12 protein-coding genes are annotated in these 19,096 nt (G+C 73.2%); 9 read left to right on the forward strand and 3 right to left on the reverse strand.

The genetic code is table 11. From position 1 onward, the window contains the following. Positions 1-137: 137 nt before the first annotated feature. Complete coding sequence (locus ACH4VX_RS10950; protein WP_398367039.1) at positions 138-602, reverse strand: MarR family winged helix-turn-helix transcriptional regulator; 465 nt, start codon at positions 600-602, stop codon at positions 138-140. Positions 603-706: 104 nt separating this feature from the next. On the opposite strand from ACH4VX_RS10950, the gene ACH4VX_RS10955 reads away from it, so the two are divergent. Next, positions 707-2,509: an ABC transporter ATP-binding protein gene (locus tag ACH4VX_RS10955; RefSeq protein ID WP_398367040.1), complete on the forward strand. Its 1,803-nt coding sequence runs from the start codon at positions 707-709 to the stop codon at positions 2,507-2,509. A gap of 43 nt (positions 2,510-2,552) precedes the next feature. Then, a complete protein-coding gene (mltG, locus tag ACH4VX_RS10960) occupies positions 2,553-3,398 on the forward strand; it encodes an endolytic transglycosylase MltG (RefSeq protein WP_398367041.1) in 846 nt (281 codons plus the stop codon). Between the two features lie 18 nt (positions 3,399-3,416). Here the strand turns inward: mltG and ACH4VX_RS10965 are convergent, their stop codons facing one another. Beyond that, the gene (locus tag ACH4VX_RS10965; protein ID WP_398367042.1) at positions 3,417-4,496 is read right to left on the reverse strand and encodes an NAD(P)-binding domain-containing protein; all 1,080 of its coding nucleotides are present in this window, start codon (positions 4,494-4,496) and stop codon (positions 3,417-3,419) included. Positions 4,497-4,579: 83 nt separating this feature from the next. On the opposite strand from ACH4VX_RS10965, the gene ACH4VX_RS10970 reads away from it, so the two are divergent. The 6 genes from ACH4VX_RS10970 to ACH4VX_RS10995 all read left to right on the forward strand — a co-directional run bounded on the left by ACH4VX_RS10970 (position 4,580) and on the right by ACH4VX_RS10995 (position 15,347). Beyond that, positions 4,580-5,002 (forward strand): secondary thiamine-phosphate synthase enzyme YjbQ, encoded by a 423-nt coding sequence (locus ACH4VX_RS10970; protein ID WP_398367043.1) that lies wholly within the window; start codon positions 4,580-4,582, stop codon positions 5,000-5,002. A 497-nt stretch (positions 5,003-5,499) separates the two neighbouring features. After that, positions 5,500-8,799, forward strand: a complete 3,300-nt coding sequence (locus ACH4VX_RS10975; protein WP_398367044.1) for a DUF4132 domain-containing protein — start codon at positions 5,500-5,502, stop codon at positions 8,797-8,799. Positions 8,800-8,807: 8 nt separating this feature from the next. Continuing rightward, the gene (locus ACH4VX_RS10980; RefSeq protein ID WP_398367045.1) at positions 8,808-9,905 is read left to right on the forward strand and encodes an AAA family ATPase; all 1,098 of its coding nucleotides are present in this window, start codon (positions 8,808-8,810) and stop codon (positions 9,903-9,905) included. Beyond that, complete coding sequence (locus ACH4VX_RS10985; protein WP_398367046.1) at positions 9,902-12,235, forward strand: DUF5682 family protein; 2,334 nt, start codon at positions 9,902-9,904, stop codon at positions 12,233-12,235. The genes ACH4VX_RS10980 and ACH4VX_RS10985 overlap by 4 nt, the downstream gene beginning before the upstream one ends. Beyond that, positions 12,232-13,392 (forward strand): VWA domain-containing protein, encoded by a 1,161-nt coding sequence (locus ACH4VX_RS10990; protein WP_398367047.1) that lies wholly within the window; start codon positions 12,232-12,234, stop codon positions 13,390-13,392. The genes ACH4VX_RS10985 and ACH4VX_RS10990 overlap by 4 nt, the downstream gene beginning before the upstream one ends. Beyond that, complete coding sequence (locus tag ACH4VX_RS10995) at positions 13,389-15,347, forward strand: hypothetical protein (RefSeq protein ID WP_398367048.1); 1,959 nt, start codon at positions 13,389-13,391, stop codon at positions 15,345-15,347. The genes ACH4VX_RS10990 and ACH4VX_RS10995 overlap by 4 nt, the downstream gene beginning before the upstream one ends. A 384-nt stretch (positions 15,348-15,731) precedes the next feature. Here the strand turns inward: ACH4VX_RS10995 and ACH4VX_RS11000 are convergent, their stop codons facing one another. Further along, positions 15,732-18,383 (reverse strand): LuxR C-terminal-related transcriptional regulator, encoded by a 2,652-nt coding sequence (locus ACH4VX_RS11000; protein WP_398367049.1) that lies wholly within the window; start codon positions 18,381-18,383, stop codon positions 15,732-15,734. A gap of 175 nt (positions 18,384-18,558) precedes the next feature. On the opposite strand from ACH4VX_RS11000, the gene ACH4VX_RS11005 reads away from it, so the two are divergent. Beyond that, positions 18,559-19,047, forward strand: coding sequence for an ATP-binding protein (locus ACH4VX_RS11005; protein ID WP_398367050.1), 489 nt, complete (start codon positions 18,559-18,561; stop codon positions 19,045-19,047). The last annotated feature ends 49 nt before the right edge of the window (positions 19,048-19,096 follow it).

The following is a 19,096-nucleotide window of genomic DNA, read 5'->3' on the forward strand; positions in this document are numbered from 1 at the left end:
GCACCGCCCAAGGACGGCGGCAGCAAACCGTGACAGGTTGACCCCGCTACGCACCGAGAGGCAAACGGTTTTCCACACGAGCGCACAGAACCGGCGGCCCGGGCGGCCGGCACCGCCGTACCGTCACGTCGAACGGGTCATACGGACGCGTCGCCGCAGTGTGAGGGGACCGTCCCGTCGATCAGGGTGTCCAGCAACTCGCCCAGCGCCTCGCGCTGTGCGTCTCCCAGTGGGGCCAGGATCTCCTCCGCGGCGGACCGGCGCGCGGCGCGCAGTTCCCGCAGGGCCGCGCGCCCGTCGTCGGTGAGCTCGATCCGGATCACCCGCCGATTGGCCGGATCAGGCACCCGCCGCACCTTGCCGTTCGCCTCCAACCCGTCGACCAGTGTGGTGACGGCACGGGGGACCACCTCCAGCCGCTCGGCCAGATCGGCCATACGGGGCGGTGAGCCGTAGTGCGCGAGGGTGCGCAGCAGCCGTGACTGGGCAGGGGTGATACCGAGCTCGCGCCCCGCCAGATGGCGCTTCTGGATGCGGTGCACCCGGCGGGTCAGCCGAAGCAGCTGCTCGGCCAACAGGCCGTCGGGATCGGGGGCGGTCATGCGGGAACAATATCAGGATGTCGTTCATTGTGAGCATAGGTAACAATGAGCTAGGCTCCGCTCGCCCTCGGGGCCACCCCCGGGCGCCCGTTCCGAAGGAGACCATGCACCCCGACCGCGAACCCGACTGGACCCCGCCTGCCGGCGCCGAGGAGCAGCCCCGGCAGGTGCGGCGCATCCTGAAGCTCTTCCGTCCCTACCGGGGCCGCCTCGCGGTCGTCGGCCTGCTCGTCGGCGCCGCCTCGCTGGTCTCGGTCGCCACCCCGTTCCTGCTGAAGGCGATCCTCGACGTCGCCATCCCCGAGGGCCGCACCGGGCTGCTCAGCCTGCTCGCGCTCGGCATGATCCTCAGCGCGGTCCTCACCAGCGTCTTCGGTGTGCTGCAGACCCTGATCTCGACCACCGTCGGCCAGCGCGTGATGCACGACCTGCGCACCGCCGTCTACGGCCGGCTCCAGCGCATGTCGCTCGCCTTCTTCACCCGCACCCGCACCGGCGAGGTCCAGTCCCGCATCGCCAACGACATCGGCGGCATGCAGGCCACCGTGACCTCCACGGCGACCTCCCTGGTCTCCAACCTGACCAGCGTGGTCGCCACCGTCGTCGCGATGCTGGCGCTCGACTGGCGGCTGACCGCGGTCTCACTGGTCCTGCTGCCGGTGTTCGTCTGGATCAGCCGCCGCGTCGGCAACGAGCGCAGGAGGATCACCACCCAGCGTCAGAAGCAGATGGCGGCGATGGCCGCCACGGTCACCGAGTCGCTCTCGGTCAGCGGCATCCTGCTCGGCCGCACCATGGGCCGTTCCGACTCCCTGACCGGCGCCTTCTCGGACGAGTCCGAGCGTCTGGTCGACCTGGAGGTGCGGTCGAACATGGCCGGTCGCTGGCGCATGGCCGTCATCGCGATCGTCATGGCCGCCATGCCGGCGATCATCTACTGGACGGCCGGCATCGCCCTGCGGACGGGCGGCCCGGAGATCTCCATCGGCACGATCGTCGCGTTCGTCTCGCTCCAGCAGGGCCTGTTCCGCCCGGCCGTGAGCCTGCTGTCCACCGGTGTCCAGATCCAGACGTCGCTCGCGCTCTTCCAGCGCATCTTCGAGTATCTCGACCTTCCGGTCGACATCACCGAGCGCACGGACCCGGTCCACCTCGACCGGGTCAAGGGCGAGGTCCGCTTCGAGGACGTCACCTTCGGATACGACGACAAGAGCGGCCCCGTCCTCGACGGCATCGACATCGTCGTCCCCCCGGGCGGCAGTCTCGCCGTGGTCGGGCCGACCGGCGCCGGCAAGTCCACCCTCGGTCACCTCGTGCCGCGGCTGTACGACGTCACGGGCGGGCGGGTCACCCTCGACGGCGTCGACGTCCGCGACCTCGACTTCGACACGCTGGCCCGCGCGGTGGGCGTCGTCTCCCAGGAGACGTACCTCTTCCACGCCTCGGTCGCGGACAACCTGCGCTTCGCCAAGCCGGACGCCACCGACGAGGAGCTGCACGCGGCGGCGCGGGCCGCGCAGATCCACGATCACATCGTCGCCCTGCCCGACGGGTACGACACGGTGGTCGGTGAACGCGGCCACCGTTTCTCCGGTGGTGAGAAGCAGCGCCTGGCGATCGCCCGCACCATCCTGCGCGACCCGCCGGTCCTGATGCTCGACGAGGCCACCAGTGCCCTGGACACCCGTACCGAGGCCGCCGTCCAGGAGGCCATCGACGCGCTGTCGGCCAACCGCACCACGGTCACCATCGCCCACCGGCTGTCCACCGTTCGGAGCGCCGACCGGATCGTGGTCCTCGAGTCCGGCCGCGCGGTCGAACGCGGCACGCACGAAGAGCTGTTGGAGCGCGGCGGGCGCTATGCGGCCCTCGTGCGCCGGGACGCCCGACTGGAGCCGACAAGATGAAGATATGCCGTGTTTGTGGCGATATGCGGGTTACCGTGCCCGCATGCAGACGAACACTCCGTCACGGAGCACGATCCGACTGACGCGCCGGGGCCGGCTCGCCCTCGCGGCGCTCGGGGCCGTCGTGGCAGGCACCGCCGTGGCGGTGCCGCTGCTGATCATGAACGACGACGACGAGTCCCGCCCCACGACCCTGGTGGTCCCGGAGGGCTGGCGCGCGAGCCAGGTGTACGCAGCCGTCGACAAGGTCCTCGGCCTGCCCGCAGGCGCCACGAAGAAGTCCCTCGCCAAGGCGGACCTGAAGCTGCCCGACGAGGCCGGGGGAAACCCGGAGGGCTACCTCTTCCCGGCGACCTATCCGCTCCAGGAGGAGGCGACCCCGCAGAAGCTGCTGTCCCGCATGGTCGACACCGCCGACAAGAAGTTCAACGGAGCCCCTGTCGCCGCCGGTGCGCAGCGCAACGCGATGAACGTCTACCAGGCGGTCACCGTCGCGAGCATCGTCCAGGCGGAGACGGCCGCCAAGGCCGACATGGGCAAGGTGGCCCGGGTGATCTTCAACCGGCTGGAGCGCGGGATGCCGCTCCAGATGGACTCCACCGTCGACTACGCCCTGAACCGCACGGGGCCGCGCACGACGGCCGCCGACACCGAGGTCGACAGCCCTTACAACTCCTACCGGCGCATGGGGCTGCCGCCGACCCCGATCGACAACCCCGGCGAGGACGCGGTGCGCGCCGCCATCAACCCGGCCCCGGGCGACTGGCTCTACTTCGTCACCGTCAAGCCGGGCGACACCCGCTTCACGGCCGACTACGCGGAACACCAGCGCAACGTCGCCGAGTTCAACGCACAGGGGAAGAAGGCGAGCGGACCGCCGAAGGAATGAGCGGCGCGCTCCCGGCCGTCATGCCGCGGTCCGTTCCTCCTGCGCCAGCAGCCGCCTGATGTCCCGTACCGCCGCGCGTCCGGCCCGGTTGGCGCCGATGGTGCTCGCCGAGGGGCCGTAGCCGACCAGATGGATCCGCGGATCGGCGACCGCCCGCGTCCCCTCGACCCGGATCCCACCCCCCGGCTCCCGCAGCCGCAGCGGGGCGAGATGCTCGACGGCGGGGCGGAAGCCGGTCGCCCACAGGATGACGTCGGCCGCCACCCGCCGTCCGTCCACCCACTCCACGCCGTCGGGCGTGATCCGGTCGAACATGGGCTGCCGGTCGAGCACACCGTCCGCCAGACCCCGGCGGATCGCGTCATTGAGCGGCAGCCCCGTCACGGAGACGACGCTGCGCGGCGGCAGACCCTGCCGCACCCGTTCCTCGACGAGCGCCACCGCCGCCCGGCCCGCCTCCTCGTCGAAGGGGCCCTCACGGAAGACCGGGGGCCGCCGGGTCACCCACGTCGTGGCCGCCGCGTACGGCGCGATCTCCAGCAGATGCTGGGTACCCGACGCGCCGCCGCCCACCACGACCACCCGCTGCCCGGCGAACGCCTCCGGCCCCGGGTACTGCGCCGTGTGCAACTGCCGTCCCCGGAAGGTCTCCTGGCCCGGATGGCGCGGCCAGAACGGCCGGTCCCAGGTGCCGGTGGCGTTGATCACGGCCCGCGTCGACCAGTCACCGTCCGAGGTCTCCACCAGTAGCCGTCCGCCGGATCCCTCCCGCACCGCCCGTATGTCCACCGGACGCCGTACCCGCAGGTCGAAGGTCCGCTCGTAGCGGTCGAAGTACTCGCTGATCACCTCGGAGGAGGCCCGCGCCGGATCGGCGCCGTCGAGCTCCATGCCGGGCAGCGCGTGCATCCCGTGCACCTTGCCGTACGTCAGTGACGGCCACCGGAACTGCCAGGCGCCGCCCGGGCCGGGGGAGTGGTCCAGCACCACGAAGCCGCGGTCCGGCTCGAACCCGGTCCGCCGCAGGTGGTGGGCGCTCGACAGCCCGGCCTGCCCGGCGCCTATGACGACCACCTCGACCTCGCGCGTGTTGTTCACGTTTCTACCAACCAGGCGGAGGTCGTGGATCTTCCCGTCGGTGCTCCCGCGGGAGCACCGGCGCATGGGCCAGGATGGAGCACATGTCCGATGCCTTCACCACCCGAGTCCTGAACATCGCCACCGGCTCCGACGAGAGGGTCGTCGACATCACCGGCGACTGCGAAGCCTTCCTGCGGGAGACGGCGGCCGGCCGGGACGGCCTGCTGAACATCTTCGTGCCGCACGCCACGGCCGGTGTCGCGGTGATCGAGACCGGCGCCGGCAGCGACGACGACCTCCTGTCCGTCCTGCACACCCTGCTGCCCGCCGACGACCGCTGGCAGCATCGCCACGGCAGCCCCGGCCACGGCCGCGACCACGTCCTGCCCGCCTTCGTCCCGCCGCACGCGACGCTCCCGGTGGTGGACGGACGGCTGGAACTGGGCACCTGGCAGTCGGTGTGCCTGGTCGACACGAACGTCTCGAATCACAACCGTCAGGTGCGGTTGAGCTTCCTCGGATAGGGCGCCGGCTCGGTGCGGAGTGTGGATGGCAAGTCCGGCCGCACCAACTGCCCCCGGAGTGAGGCTGCTGTCAAGGCTGCCGACGGGTTCCTCGTCTGCTGGCGGTACAGCAACCTGCACCCACGTACACGTTCATGGGCACTCGATTCTGGTTGAAGGACATGGTGGAACGTCCGCAGGACTCGGTCCACGTGGGAACGCGGTACCCAGGAATCGGCTCCAGTCGCCACTTCCCGTCGCTGCCCTTGACGGCGCGCGTGTTCACGCACTGATCGCCGGATTTGACAGGGTTCGGGTTCTGTCCGCCCCACTTCGTCGGCATGCCAGCACATCGGTAGGACGAGGCGAACGGGAACTCGGGGGGCAGGGAATCCTGCGATGCGGACGTGCCGCCGCCCGGGAGTGCACGGCCCGGCCGTTGTCAGTGCCGAGGTCTAACGTGATCGGTGACTGCTCATGAGGTCCCCGTGCAACGGGTGACGGGGAGGAACAGCGCCATGCACCAGGAAATTGCCGACGAGGACCGGTTCGAGATGCCCGCCGCCTGGCTGCGAGCCCTCCCCGTGCTCCGGGCCGCCGCGAAGCCGGCCGAGGACGCGGTGGAGAAGGCCGCTCGCCGCTACGCGCAGGAGGCGGCCTGGTTCGAGGAGATGTTCTCCTCCTCCGACAGCGACCCGGAGCTGGTGAAGGAGGGCCGGGCCCACAGGGAGGGCAGTCCCTCTCCGCTCGGAGCCGCCGTGGAGATCGCCGTCGGCTGGCACTACACGATGGTGGACGTGCTCGTCGACGCCTGCGTGACCGAACACGGCCTGCCGTTCGCCGCCCGTGCCGTCGTGGAGCTGGGATGCGTCAACCCCCATTACATGCAGGCAGGTTCCCGACGGTACGATGCGGCGCTGCGGAGATCGACCGGTTACCAGACCTACTACGTGTGGGAGACCGCCGCCCGTATCCGGGACCTGCTCGCGGCGGTCGACGAGGAGACCCGGCGGCGGACCGTCGAGGCCCTCGCCGGCCTCCGGGACAGCGCCGAGCGCCGCATCGTGGTCTCCTACCTGGTACCCGAGGAGCATGCCTGGGTCGACGAGTGCTGCGACGGCCCGATACCGAACGACTCCGTCCTGCGGCGCATGCTCCTTCTCTCCCTGTACCGGCCGGAGCAGATCGCCCGCATCGGCGAAGGAGCACGACTCGGCTGGAACGGCTGGAACCTCCAACTGCTCGCCACCCTCGCGAACCGGCTCGGTCCCGACGTCGGGTCCCTGCTGGAGGACGCGTTCGACGGAGCCTACGGATCCGACGGACACCGGGACGTCGCGGGCTGGGCCGCCGAACTGCCCACCGACGACGCCTTCCACCTGCTGCTGAAGAAGGGCGGCGACCGCAATGTCCGCCCCGCCCTGCTCGACGCCATGAACCGCTACCCTCGGCGGGCCCTGCGGCTGCTCTCCGCCGCCGCGGCGGGCGACAGCGAACAGGCGTCCCTCTCCCGGATGCTGCTGCCCCTGCACGTGGTGACCCACCCGGAGCTCACGAAGGAGACGTTGCCCGCCCTGCCCGAGGCGTCCGCAGCCGTCGTCGCCCCGCTGCTGGAGCGGAGCGAACGGGACGCAGAAGCGCCTGCGGATGCGCTCCCCGCCCTGCTGGTCGCCCCGCCGTGGACCCGGAAGCGCACCAGCCGCAAGGCCCGTGTGGCCCGCGACGTCCCCGGGGCGCCGCAGGCCGAGGTGGCCTGGAAGCCCGGGGAGCAGGAGGCCTGGGCGGCCACCGTCGTCGCCGAAACCCCCTGGTGGCGCGAGTACGACTGGTCCCGCGAGATCCAGCAGATGCAGCAGGGGACGTGGCGGGGCAACATCCACGCCGCCCGCCTCTTCACCACCGGCCCCGAGGACGTCGTACGCCCACTGCTCGACGTCTTCGCCCCCGAGCACGTCTGGGACACCGAGAGTCACCTCAGGCCCGTCGCCGCCCGCCACGGCCTGCACGCCCTGCCGATGCTGAGCCGGCTCGCCGCCCGCTACCCGGCCACCGCCTGTGGCCTGCTGCTGCCCTACCGCAGCGTCGAGGTGGCCCGGCAGATGGCCGAGTGGCTGGTGCGCCGCCAGTCGCTGAGGCCCACGGTTCTCGCCTGGCTCCGCCGCCACGGCCGGGCCGCGGCCGCCCTCCTCGTTCCCGACGCCGTCGGCCCGGCGGGCACACCCCGCAACCACGCCGAACACGCCCTGCGGCAACTCGCCGCAGAGGTGGGCGCCGAGGCCGTGCGGGAGATCGCCGCCGGCTGCGGCACCGAGGCCGAGGAAATCGTCGCCGACCTCCTCGCCGGCGATCCGCTGGAGGCCGCCCTCCCGGCGAGGATGCCGTCCCCCTGCACCTGGGCCGACCCCGCCCTGTTCCCGCAGATCCGGCTCACCGGCGGCCGCGGCGCCCTGCCCGCCGACGCCGTCCGCCACGTGACGACCATGCTGCAGATCTCCAAGCCCGGTGACGTCTACCCCGGCCTCGCCACCGTCACCGAGCACTGCGACGCCGGCTCCCTCGCCGAGTTCGCCTGGGCCCTCTTCATGACGTGGCGGTTCCACGGCATGCCGGCCAAGGACAGCTGGGCCCTCCACGCCCTCGGCCTCCTCGGCGACGACGAGACCGTCCGCCGTCTCACCCCCCTCGTGCGTGCCTGGCCCGGTGAGAACGCCCACCACCGGGCCGTCGAAGGCCTCACCGTCCTCGCTGCGATCGGCACCGACACCGCCCTGCGCCATCTGCACGGCATCTCCCAGCGTGTGCCGTTCAAGGCCCTCAAGAAGCGAGCCCGGGAGAAGATCGACGAGGTCGCCGAAGGACTCGGCCTCACCACCGACCAGCTCGCCGACCGGCTGGTCCCCGACCTCGGCCTCGCCGACGACGGCAGCACCGTCATCGACTACGGCCCGCGCCGCTTCACCGTCACCTTCGACGAACAGCTCCGCCCCTGTGTCCGCGACGAGACCGGCAAGCTCCGCAAGGCCCTGCCGGCCCCGGGCGTCAAGGACGACCCGGAACTCGCCCCCGCCGAGCGCAAGCGGTTCGCCGCCCTCAAGAAGGAGGTCCGAACCATTGCCTCCGACCAGCTGCGCCGCCTGGAGGCCGCCATGGTCACCGGCCGCTCCTGGACCGCCGCCGAGTTCCGCGAACTGCTCGTCGAACACCCCCTTCTGCGCCACTTGGTGCGCCGCCTGGTCTGGCTCGGCGACGGCGACGGCATGGTGACCGCGTTCCGTGTCGCCGAGGACCTCACCCTCGCCGACGTCCACGACGACGCATGGACCCTCCCCGCCGACGCCACCGTGCGCCTCGCCCACCCCCTCCATCTGGGAGACGAACTCAAGGCCTGGGCCGACCTCTTCGCCGACTACGAGATCCTCCAGCCCTTCCCGCAGCTCGGGCGCCCCGTGCACGCCTTCACCGACGCGGAGGCCACCGGCCACCGGCTGACCCGCTTCGAGGGCGTCACCGTCCCCGTCGGCAAACTCCTCGGCCTCACCAAGCGCGGCTGGGAACGCGGCACGCCCGAGGACAACGGCGTGGAACGCTGGTTCTCCCGCCCGATCGCCCGCGACCGCCACCTCGTCATCGCCCTCGACGACGGCATCGCCGTCGGCATGGTCGACGCGTTTCCCGACCAGACCCTCGAGACCATATGGATCGACACCGCCCCCGGTGACTACTGGCGCAACCACACGTACCCGCACCGCATCGGCGAGATCGACCCCGTCATCGCCTCCGAGATCCTCGCCGACCTGACCGACATCACCGCCAAGTGAGCCCCGCCATGACTACAGTGAGGGACCCGCACCCGCCCCGCCTGCAGCGCCCGCCCGCAGAAGTGCGCCACGCCGACGAACTCGCCGAGCTGCGTGCTGGGGACACCGACCCGCGGCCGCCCGGCTGGCAGCTCAGCCTCCGTGCCGCCCTCCGCTTCGTGGCCGGAGACCCCGACGCCGGCATCAGCCGCAAGTTCGTCGGCAGCCCCTCGCTCGTCGAACGGGCCCTCGTGACCCTGGCCACCAACCGGGGCCTGATGCTCGTCGGCGAACCCGGCACTGCCAAGTCACTGCTCTCCGAGCTCATCGCGGCAGCCGTCAGCGGCACCTCCACGCTCACTGTGCAGGGCGGCGCGGCCACCACCGAGGACCAGATCAAGTACTCCTGGAACTATGCCCTGCTGGTCTCCGAAGGCCCCTCCCGCCGCTCCCTGGTGCCCGCCCCCATGCTCCGCGGCATGGCCGAAGGACGCATCGTCCGCTTCGAGGAGATCACCCGCTGCCCCCTCGAGGTCCAGGACTGCCTGCTCTCCCTGCTCTCCGAACGCGTCGTCGCCGTCCCCGAACTCGACGGCGACGACGGCATGGTCTTCGCCCGCCAGGGCTTCAACGTCATCGCCACCGCCAACACCCGCGACCGCGGCGTCAATGAGATGAGCGCCGCACTCAAACGCCGTTTCAACTTCGAGACCGTCTTCCCGATACCCGACCTCGACACCGAACTCGCCCTCGTCGAAGCCGAGTCCACCGCCCTGCTCCGCGAGTCCGGAGTCGAGCGGGCACCCGACCGGGACGTCCTCGAGGTACTGGTCGGTACCTTCCGCGAACTGCGCGGCGCACCCGGCCAGGGCGACCGGCCCTCCGCAGTGATGAGCACCGCCGAAGCCGTCTCCACGGCCCACGCCGTCGGCCTGCGCGGCTGGTTCCTGCGCGGCGAGGCCGGCAACGCCGCCGACATCGTCTCCTGTCTCGCCGGCACCGCCGCCAAGGACAGCCCCGAGGACCTCGCCCGCCTGCGCCGCTTCCTCGAACAGCAGGCCCGCCTGCGCCGAGGCCTCCAGTGGCAGGCCCTCCACGAGGCCCGGCACCTGCTGGACCAACGGTGAGCACCGCCCGCGTCACCTTCCTGGGGGTGCGCCACCACTCACCGGCCTGCGCCGGCCTTGTTCGCTGCACGATCCGCGAACTGCGCCCGGCATACGTCCTGGTCGAGGGCCCCGCCGACATGAACGACCGGATCGACGAACTGCTCCTCGGACACGAACTGCCCATCGCTGTCTTCAGCCACTACCGCGGCACCGAACGGGTCGCCACCTCCTGGGCCCCGCTGTGCGCGTACTCCCCGGAATGGGTGGCACTCACCGAGGGCCGTACCGCGGGCGCCGAGGTCCGGTTCATCGACCTGCCCGCCTGGCACCGCGCCTTCACCGACCGCCCCGACGGCGCAGCCAACCGCTACGCCGACGTCGAGGCCCGCTACAGCCGCGCCACCGAACGGCTCCGCGCCCGTTACCGGGTCGACACCGTGGACGCCCTGTGGGACCGCGTCTTCGAGATCGCCGATCCGGACGGCCTGCAGGACCGCCTGGACGCCTACTTCGCCCTGGTGCGCGGCGACACCGAGGCCGACGACGGGGACCGCGCCCGCGAGCAGTACATGGCCTCCTGGGTCCGTGCCGCAGTTGCACACGCCGGCAGCCGGCCGGTCCTGGTGGTGACCGGCGGCTTCCACCAGCCCGCCCTGCGCGCCCTCATCGCCGCCCCCGGCACGTCTCCGGGCGCGGAACCCGCCGCATGGCCCCCGGTGCCCGTCCCGCCCGACGGGGCTGCGGGCGGCAGCTTCCTGGTGCCCTACTCCTTCCGCCAGATGGACGCCTTCGCCGGCTACCAGTCCGGAATGCCGTCCCCCGGCTACTACCAGCACCTGTGGGACGAAGGCCCCGACGCGGCCGCGAAAACCCTCCATCGCACCGTCGTGGAACGGCTCCGCGCCCGCCGCCTCCCCGCCTCCACCGCCGCCCTGATCTCCGCCCACACCCTCACCGAAGGCCTCGCCGCCCTCCGGGGGCACCCCTGCCCCGCCCGCGTCGACGTCCTGGACGGCCTCGCCGCCGCACTGATCACCGATGACCTCGACCAGCCGCTCCCCTGGAACACCGACGGCCCCCTGAGGCCCGGCGCCCACCCCGCCGTCGTCGAAACGGTCGTCGCCTGCACCGGCGACCGCACCGGCCGCCTCCACCCCGACACCCCGCTGCCACCCCTGGTCCACCACGTGACTGCCGAGGAGATTCGCCTCGGCCTTGACGGCGACCGCACCCTCGACCTCGACCTCACCAACCCCCGAGGGCTCGAACGCAGCCGCTTCCTCCACCAGCTGCGCATCCTCGGCATCCCCGGCCACACCCGCCTCACCAGCCCCGACCACGGAGCCGATCTCCGCGACCACGAAACCTGGGAACCTTGTCCCCGCACCGGCCGCGACGCCGCACTGACCGAGGCCGGCGCCTACGGAGCCCGCCCCGACGAGGCCGCCACAGCCCTCCTCGCCCGCCGCCTCCGCGACACCGGTACAGCCGCCGACCCCGGGACCACCGCCGCCCTCCTTTTCGACGCCGTCCTCTGCGGAGCCGGAACCCTCTCCCGCGACCTCCTGGACGGCCTCGCCCACCGGATCCGTACCACCGCCGACCCCGGCCCCCTCGGGCGGGCCCTCGCTGTGGTCCTGGGCCTCTGGCGCCATGACCGCGTCTTCGGTACCGCCCGTGACCCGCTGCTCGGCACCGTCCTCGACCACGCCGTCGACCGGCTCTTCCACCTGGTAGAGGGCCTCCACGGCGGCCCGCCCGGCGTCGACGTCCCCCGCCTGCGCGCCCTGACCGCCGCCCGCGACGCCCTCCTCCACGCCGCACCCGCCCTTACCCTCACCCCGGAAACCGCCGCCGCGACCGCCGCCCGCATCGCCCGCGACCGGCACGCTCCCGCCGACCTGCGCGGCGCCGCCCTCGGCCTGTGCCGCGCCCTCGGAGCCCTGGCCGAACCCGCTGGCGAGGCCGAAGCGTTCGCCGTCGCGTCCGACCCCGCCGTCCTCGGCGACTGGCTGGCCGGCCTGCTCGCCCTCGCCCGCGAAGAAATCCTGCGGCCCGCCCCGAAGGGCGAACAGTCCCTGCTCGACACCCTGGACGGCGTCGTCACCACCATGACCGACGACGTCTTCCTCCACGCCCTGCCCGCCCTGCGTCAGGCCTTCGCCTTCTTCCCGCCCCGTGAACGCGAACGCGTCGCACAACTCCTCCTCGACCGCCGGAACCTGCACGGCTCCGCCCGCACCCTGCTGCGCACCACCGCCGACCCGCTGCTCCTCGCCCGTGCCGCGGCCCTCGAGGAACACACCGACCTCCTGCTCGACCGGCACGCCCTCGGAGCACCCCGATGACCCCCGACGACCCCCGCGCAGGACTGGAACGCTGGCGGCTGATCCTCGGCGCCCCCGCCGAACGCCGCACCGGCGGCCTCGACGGCCCGGACGCCGCCCGCGACACCGCCCTCCAGTGGCTCTACGGCCGCGACGACGACCTCGCCCGCCGTGGTGAACGCCGCGGCACCGCCGACGACCGGGAGGGCGGCGACGGTCCCTCCACGCTCGCCGTTGTCGACTGGCTCGACGACATCCACCGTCTCTTCCCCCGGGAGGGGGTCGAACGCCTCGAACGCGACGCCGTGGAGACCTACGGCATCGACGAGATCGTCACCGATCCCGACGTTCTTCTCCGCGTAGAACCCAGCACCAGCCTGCTGCGGGCCGTGCTGCGCACCAAACACCTGATGAACCCGCAGATTCTGGCCGCCGCCCGGCGCATCGTCGAAGCCGTCGTGCGCGACCTGACCGAGCGGCTGAGGCCGGAGATCCGGCGCGCCCTCACCGGAGCCCGCTCCCGCCGCCCCAGCCGAACCCCCCGCGCCCGGAACTTCGACTTCAGGGCCACGATCCGCGCCAACCTCGCCCACTACCGGCCCGAGGACCGCCGCATCCTCATCGAGCAGCCGCACTTCCACTCCCGCACCCGCCGCCACATCGAGCAGTGGCAGCTGATCCTCCTCGTCGACCAGTCCGGCTCCATGGCCGGATCCGTGATCCACTCCGCCGTCACCGCTGCCTGCCTGTGGGGCCTGCCCGGACTGCGCACCCACTTGGTCGCTTTCGACACGCAGGTCGTCGACCTCACCTCCGATGTCACCGACCCCGTCGAACTCCTGATGAAGGTCCAGCTCGGCGGTGGCACCGACATCGCCCGCGCCGTCGACTACTCCGCCGGCCTCGTCGACAACCCGCGCCGCACGATCGTCGCCCTGATCACCGACTTCTACGAGGGCGGCGACGCCCACCGCCTGACCCGCACCGTCCGCGACCTGACCGGACAGGGCGTCACCGTCCTCGGCCTCGCCGCCCTCGACGAGGAGGCTGCCCCCTCCTACGACCGCAACCTGGCCGGCCGCCTCGCCGAGGCCGGCGCACACATCGGCGCCATGACCCCCGGCCACCTGGCCGAATTCGTCGCCGAGAGAATGGCCCACGGAGGACGAACGGCATGACCCGCACCGACCTGCTCGCCCTCACCCCCGACACCCTCGCCGCCCTCGCCAACCGCGGCCTGGTCAAACGCGCCGCCAAGGACCTCGACGCCGGAGCAGGCCCCGACCTGGACGTCACCGGCGACCACACCGTGCACGGCTGCTTTCCTGACGGCACCGAGACCCGACTGCCGCCCGGCGCCACCCTGCAGGACGCCCGCTGCAGCTGCGAGGCCCACGGAGTCTGCCGCCACCGCATCGGCCTCGTCCTCGCCTACCAGCGCACCGCGACCGCATCGGACACCCCGCCGCCTTTCACCGACTGGTCCCCCGGAAGCATCGACGACACCGCCCTCGCCGAGGCCTTCGGCCGTCCCGCCCTCACCGCAGCCCGTCGCACCCGCGACCGCGGCTACCAGGCCGTCCTCCACCGCCCCACCCCCGCCGACCCCGTTCCCGCCGTCGAACTCCCCGCCTGCACCGTCCGCTTCCCCGTGCCCCACCGCCCCGGCTTCGCCGTCACCGACGCCGCCGAGCCGCTGCGCGGCGCGACGGTCGTACTTGCCGTCTGGGCCTTCCGAGCCGCCGACACCGAGGGCAGCGACCGAGTCACCGTCGGAGGAAAGGAAACAACCCCGGACAACGGCGACAGCGCCCACCGCGCAGCCATGGACCTCGTCGACGAACTCCTCGTCGAAGGCGTCCCCCAGGCCGGCCCCGCCCTGGACGGAACCCTCCGCCGTGCCGGCGCCGCCCTCACGGCCGCCGGCCGCCACTGGCCCGCCGCGGCCCTCGAGGGGATACGCCACCAGCTCGCCGAGCACGCCGTCCGCGGCGCCCGCCACGACCGCGAGACCCACGCCCTGCTCCTCGCCGAACTCCACGCCCGCCACCGCGCCGCCCCCACCGACCCCGCAGCCGTCCTCGGCACTGCCGAGACGGCCCGCACAGCCTTGCGCCGAGTCCGCCTCGTCGCCCTCGGCTGCCACGTCGACGGCTCCGCCCGCGACCGCACCGCCGACGTCTTCTTCGCCCACCCCGATGCCGGTATCGTCCTCGTTCTGCACAAACGCTGGGAGCTGCCCGACGGTCAGGCGCCCACCGGCCACGACCTCGGCTCCCGCAGGATCCTCGGTACAAACCTGCGCACCCTTGCCGCCGCCAACGTGGTCAGCGAGGCCACCTCCCGCACAGCCGGCCGCGCCGTGGAGATCTCCCGCGGCCGGATCGCCACCACGTCCGTCACCCCCGTCGGCACCGCCTGGGACGACCTGCCGCCCGGGCTGCTGGTCACCGACCTCGCCGCACAGTTCCCCGCCCCCGGTACCCTCCCTCCCCGCCTCGTCCGCCCTCGGGTGGAGGCCGAGTCCATGCGCGTCCTCGCCGTCGCGGAGGCCGGACCCGTGCGGTACGACCCGGCCGCACAGCGCCTCGAAGCCGTCCTTCACGACCCGGCCGGCAACGAGGCCCTGCTGAGCACCGCGCACAACCCTCACTGCCCCGGCACCCTGGACGCCTTGGCCGACGCCCTCGCCTCCGGCACCGTCGACCGGATCAGCGGTTCCCTCCGCCATGACCGGGGCAGGGTCCTCCTTGCCCCTCTCGCCGTCCGCACCTCCCACGGCGTCCTCGTCCCCGACCTCGCCCCCGGCGACGGCGACACCGCCCTCCCCGTCGCCCCGCACCCCCCGGACGACCCCCTCACCACCGCCCTGGAACAGGCCCTCGCCGCCCTCGCCGAGGCCGCCCACCACGGCCTGAAGAACCTGACTGCCACCGACCACGACATCCTCGAATCAGCAGCCGCCCTCCTGCACCGAACCGGCTTCCACACCACCGCGGACAAGGTCTCCGCTGTGACAACCACCCTCCGCACCCACGGCCCGGCCCCCGTCACTTCCCACTGGCACACCGCCGTCATCCGCCTCGCCACAACCCTGGAACTCCACCGGACCGGCCCGTACACATCGCCGTGACTGGAAAGGATGGTCCGGTGCGTTCACGTTGAGCCCCAGCATCTTGTGCACGTCTTCCTCGATCAGCTCTCGGTTCGGTGGGACAGGCCGGGTCCACGTGGGGCGGGCGGCTGGTGGCGCCGACGCGGAGGCCGTCCTGGCCGGAGATGGAGCCGACGGCCGGGACCAAGAGGTCCTGACAAAGGGCGTGCGAGTGCTCAAGAGCGGCGGGCCCCTGGAGGACCAAGGATCGCGACCAGCCTCTTCAGGGAGGCCAGCTATCCTCGGGGTTGCCTTAACGGAGTTTGGCGGACACCAACCGCGACAACCCCGACCGCCGGGTACGGCTGAGCTTCCTCGGCTGAGCCGCCTCGACCGGGCTTCGGCGCGTCCACGGACACGCAGTCAACGCGAAGCCGGCCTCAAGGCCCGCGCGAGCTGCTGGCGGGAGTGCACGCCGGTCTTCTGGAGCGCCCGCGCGACATGCTGCTCGACGGTGCGCGGGGACAGGTGCAGCGTGGCGGCGATCTCCCGGTTGGACATGCCCGCCGCGGCGAGTTCCGCGACCTCCTCCTCGCGCGGCGACAGCACGTCGCCGTACCCGGGGCGGCCGGGCGGCCGGCGTTCCGCCACCGGTTGGTGACGGCGCAGCTCGGCGCGGGTGCGGGCGGCGTCCCAGGTCGCGCCGAGGGTGTCGAACACGGCGGCGGAGCCGGCGAGGGCGGCGACGGCGGGGCCGTCGTCCTCCTCCAGGGCGAGGGCGCAGCGGGCGGCGCCCGCCGCGGTGAGGGCCGCGTGGTAGGGCCGGGGCAGCGCCCGGTAGGCGGCGGCGCTCCGGTCGTAGTGGGCGGCGGCCTCCGCCGTCCTCCCGGTGTGCTCGGCGAGGACTCCGCGAGTCCATTCGAGGGCGGCGTCCGCCGACGGCGCGTCGCGGCCGTCCAGACCGGCGGCGAACTCCTCCGTCATCGCGCCCGCGGTGGGCGCGTCCCCGGCCCGGAGGGTCGCTCCCACCGCCCAGGGGGCGAGTTCGGCGGCCCAGGCCCAGATTCCCTTGGCGCGCAGCCGCTGCCACGCGGCGGCGGCCCCGGCGGCCGCGCCGGCGATGTCGTCGTGGGCGAGGGCGAGCCGGATCAGCGCACTGGACACGGTCGCCGAGATCGGTACCGGTCCGGTGTCCAGGTCGGCGGCGTCGGGTCCGGTCAGATGGTCGAGGGCGTCGGCCCATTCGCCGCGGGCGAGGGCGAGCAGGCCGAGGACCATCCGGGCGTCCGAGGCGAGGTAGGGCATGTCGCCGGACTCGTCGACGAAGGCCCGGCACCGTTCCGCGAGCCCGGGCCAGTGGCCGGTCGCCCAGTCGACGACCAGCGCGCAGCCGCGGCCGGTCTGCTCGGCGTACGCGGCACCGCTGCGCGCGGCCAGGGTGACGCCCTCGGCGAGCAGGGCGCGCGACTTCTCGTAGTGGCCGAGCCACGCCACCGCGTCCGCCGCGTTGCACAGGCCCCGGGAGGTCTGCTGCCGGCAGCCGATGAGGTCGCTGTCGCGGGGCAGGCGCTCGATGAGCGGCCAGGCCGCCGGGTCGCCGCCGTTGAGCAGGACGCTCACCCGGTTCGCGGCCACGGCCGCCCGCACCACGGGGTCGCCCGACTCCTCGGCGACCGTCACGGCCCGCTCGATCCAGGAGACGTTCTCGGCGAACGACGCGTCCGGTCCGTACGGCATCGCCAGCGCCGACATCGCCCGGGCCAGCGGCACCGGCTCGCCGGCCAGGTCGTCCACCGCGCGGGCGAGCTCGTCCCGCCCCTCCATGACCTCGCCCATCTGGTTGCACAGCAGCAGCCCGAGGTCCAGGCGGATCTCACCGCGCACGGCCGGGGCGAGGCCGGGATCGGCCACGATGTGCCGCAGAACCTTCAGCGTCTCGTCGGAGCGCAGGCCCACCACGGCACAGCGGGCGAGCAGCCGGGCGAGCCGGGAGCGGGCCTGCTCGGGCACCGGTCCGGTGGCGAGAGCCGACTCCAGCAGACCCACGGCGTGCTGCTGTCCGCCGGCGTCCTCCAACTGCCCGGCCGCGCGTTCGACGGCGTGCAGCCAGCCCCGCTCGTTGCCACAGGCGCGGCGGTGGACGGCCACGCGTTCCCAGGGGACGGGCTGGCGCCTGGCGAGCAGGTTCGCGGCCCGCCGGTGCAGTACCTCGCGCACGGGACCGGTCGCCGCGCGGCGCACGGCGGCCGCGGCGAGCGGGGAGCCGAAGCCGTACCGGCCGTCGCCGCGCTCCTCGAGCGCCGCGACCCGCAGGGCGGCGGTCAGTGCGTCGGCGCCGGCCCGGCCGGACAGGCCGGCCACCACGCCGAGGTCGCGGGAGGTGGCGGGCTCGTCGAGGACGGCGGAGGCGAGGACGATCAACCGGTGCTCCTCCGCGACGGCGGCCGTGCGCCGCAGCGTCAGGATGTCGAGCCGGGGAGGTGTTCCGAGCCGGTCGAGGTCGCAGGAGGGCTGACCGGCCAGCAGGTCGAGCAGGTCCGCGACGGTCTGGGCGACACCGCCGGAGGCGTGGTGCAGGGCCGCGGCCAGGCCCGGCGCGCATCGGTCCGCACCCAGGGCGGCGACGGCCATCCGGTGCACGTCGGCGGGGCCGAGCGGCCCCAGGACATGCCGTACGACCGTGAGGGCGGCCGGGAAGTCGGTGTCCGGCCCGAGGACCAGCCCCGGTGCGGCCAACTCCTCGGGCCGGTAGCTCAGGACACACGCGAGACGAGGGGGCGGGTCGGCGAGCAGGGCCCGCAGCCGGGCCGTGTCGTCCGCCGACGCGCGGTGCACGTCCTCGACGACGAGGAGCTCCGGTCCGGCGCCGGCCGGGGGCTCGCCGGGGGCCGTGCGCCGGACGGAACTCGCCACCGCCGTCCCGAGCCGCTCCACCAGACGGCTCTTGCCGGTGCCGGCGACGCCCTCGACCAGCAGCAGCACCGGCCGGCCGGCCCCTCTCGGGTCGAGGGCCGCGGCGAGCCGCCCGCGCAGCGCCACCTCGGCTTCGTCCGCCGCCCCAACGCTGTCCGGCATGGTTCGTCACCCCGTCCCACGCGTGTCCCCGGTTGTTTGCGTATCCGTACTCAGTCTGCCCTGATTGCCGGGCACCGAGGACGGCGGGCAGCGTGGACCCCGTAAGGCCTCGTGATCCCGGTGGATCGGTGGGCCCCGCTGCCGACGAGGTCGGCTGCGCAGGCAGGAGTGCGGCGTGAGTGACGTGACTGATCCGAGCCCGGCGGGGGCGGCCCTCAAGGCGCCCCGGCCGGCGGGACGCGAGCGGCCGCACGAGAAGACGGCGCCGCGCGGGAAGGGTTTCCTGGTCGTGGCCGTCCTTCCGGCCTCCCCGCGAACCGTGCCGAGGCTGCGGCGGCTGGCGCGCGCGGTGGTCCGCAGCCACCGGCTCTCCGAGGCGGCGGAGGAGGCGCTCACCGTGATCGTCAGCGAACTCGGCACCAACGTCGTCCTGCACAGCGGCAGTCCCGACCTGGAGGTGGCGTTCGAGGTCGACGGCACCTCCCTGACCGTGGGGGTGCGCGACGGCGGGCGCTGGCGGCAACGCCCCGTGCCCCGCTGCGAGCCGGCCGACATGGACGCCCCGTTCGGTCGCGGCCTCGCCCTCGTCGACGCGTACTCCGTGGACACGTCGGTGCTGCGCTCCGCCGACGGCACCCTGGTGCGGGCCGTCATCGCCCTGTGACGCGCGCGGACCCGCCGGACCCCTGAACGCGTTTCCCGGCCGTCCGGGC

It is taken from the genome of Streptomyces sp. NPDC020731 (assembly GCF_044334705.1).
Lineage (GTDB): Bacteria > Actinomycetota > Actinomycetes > Streptomycetales > Streptomycetaceae > Streptomyces.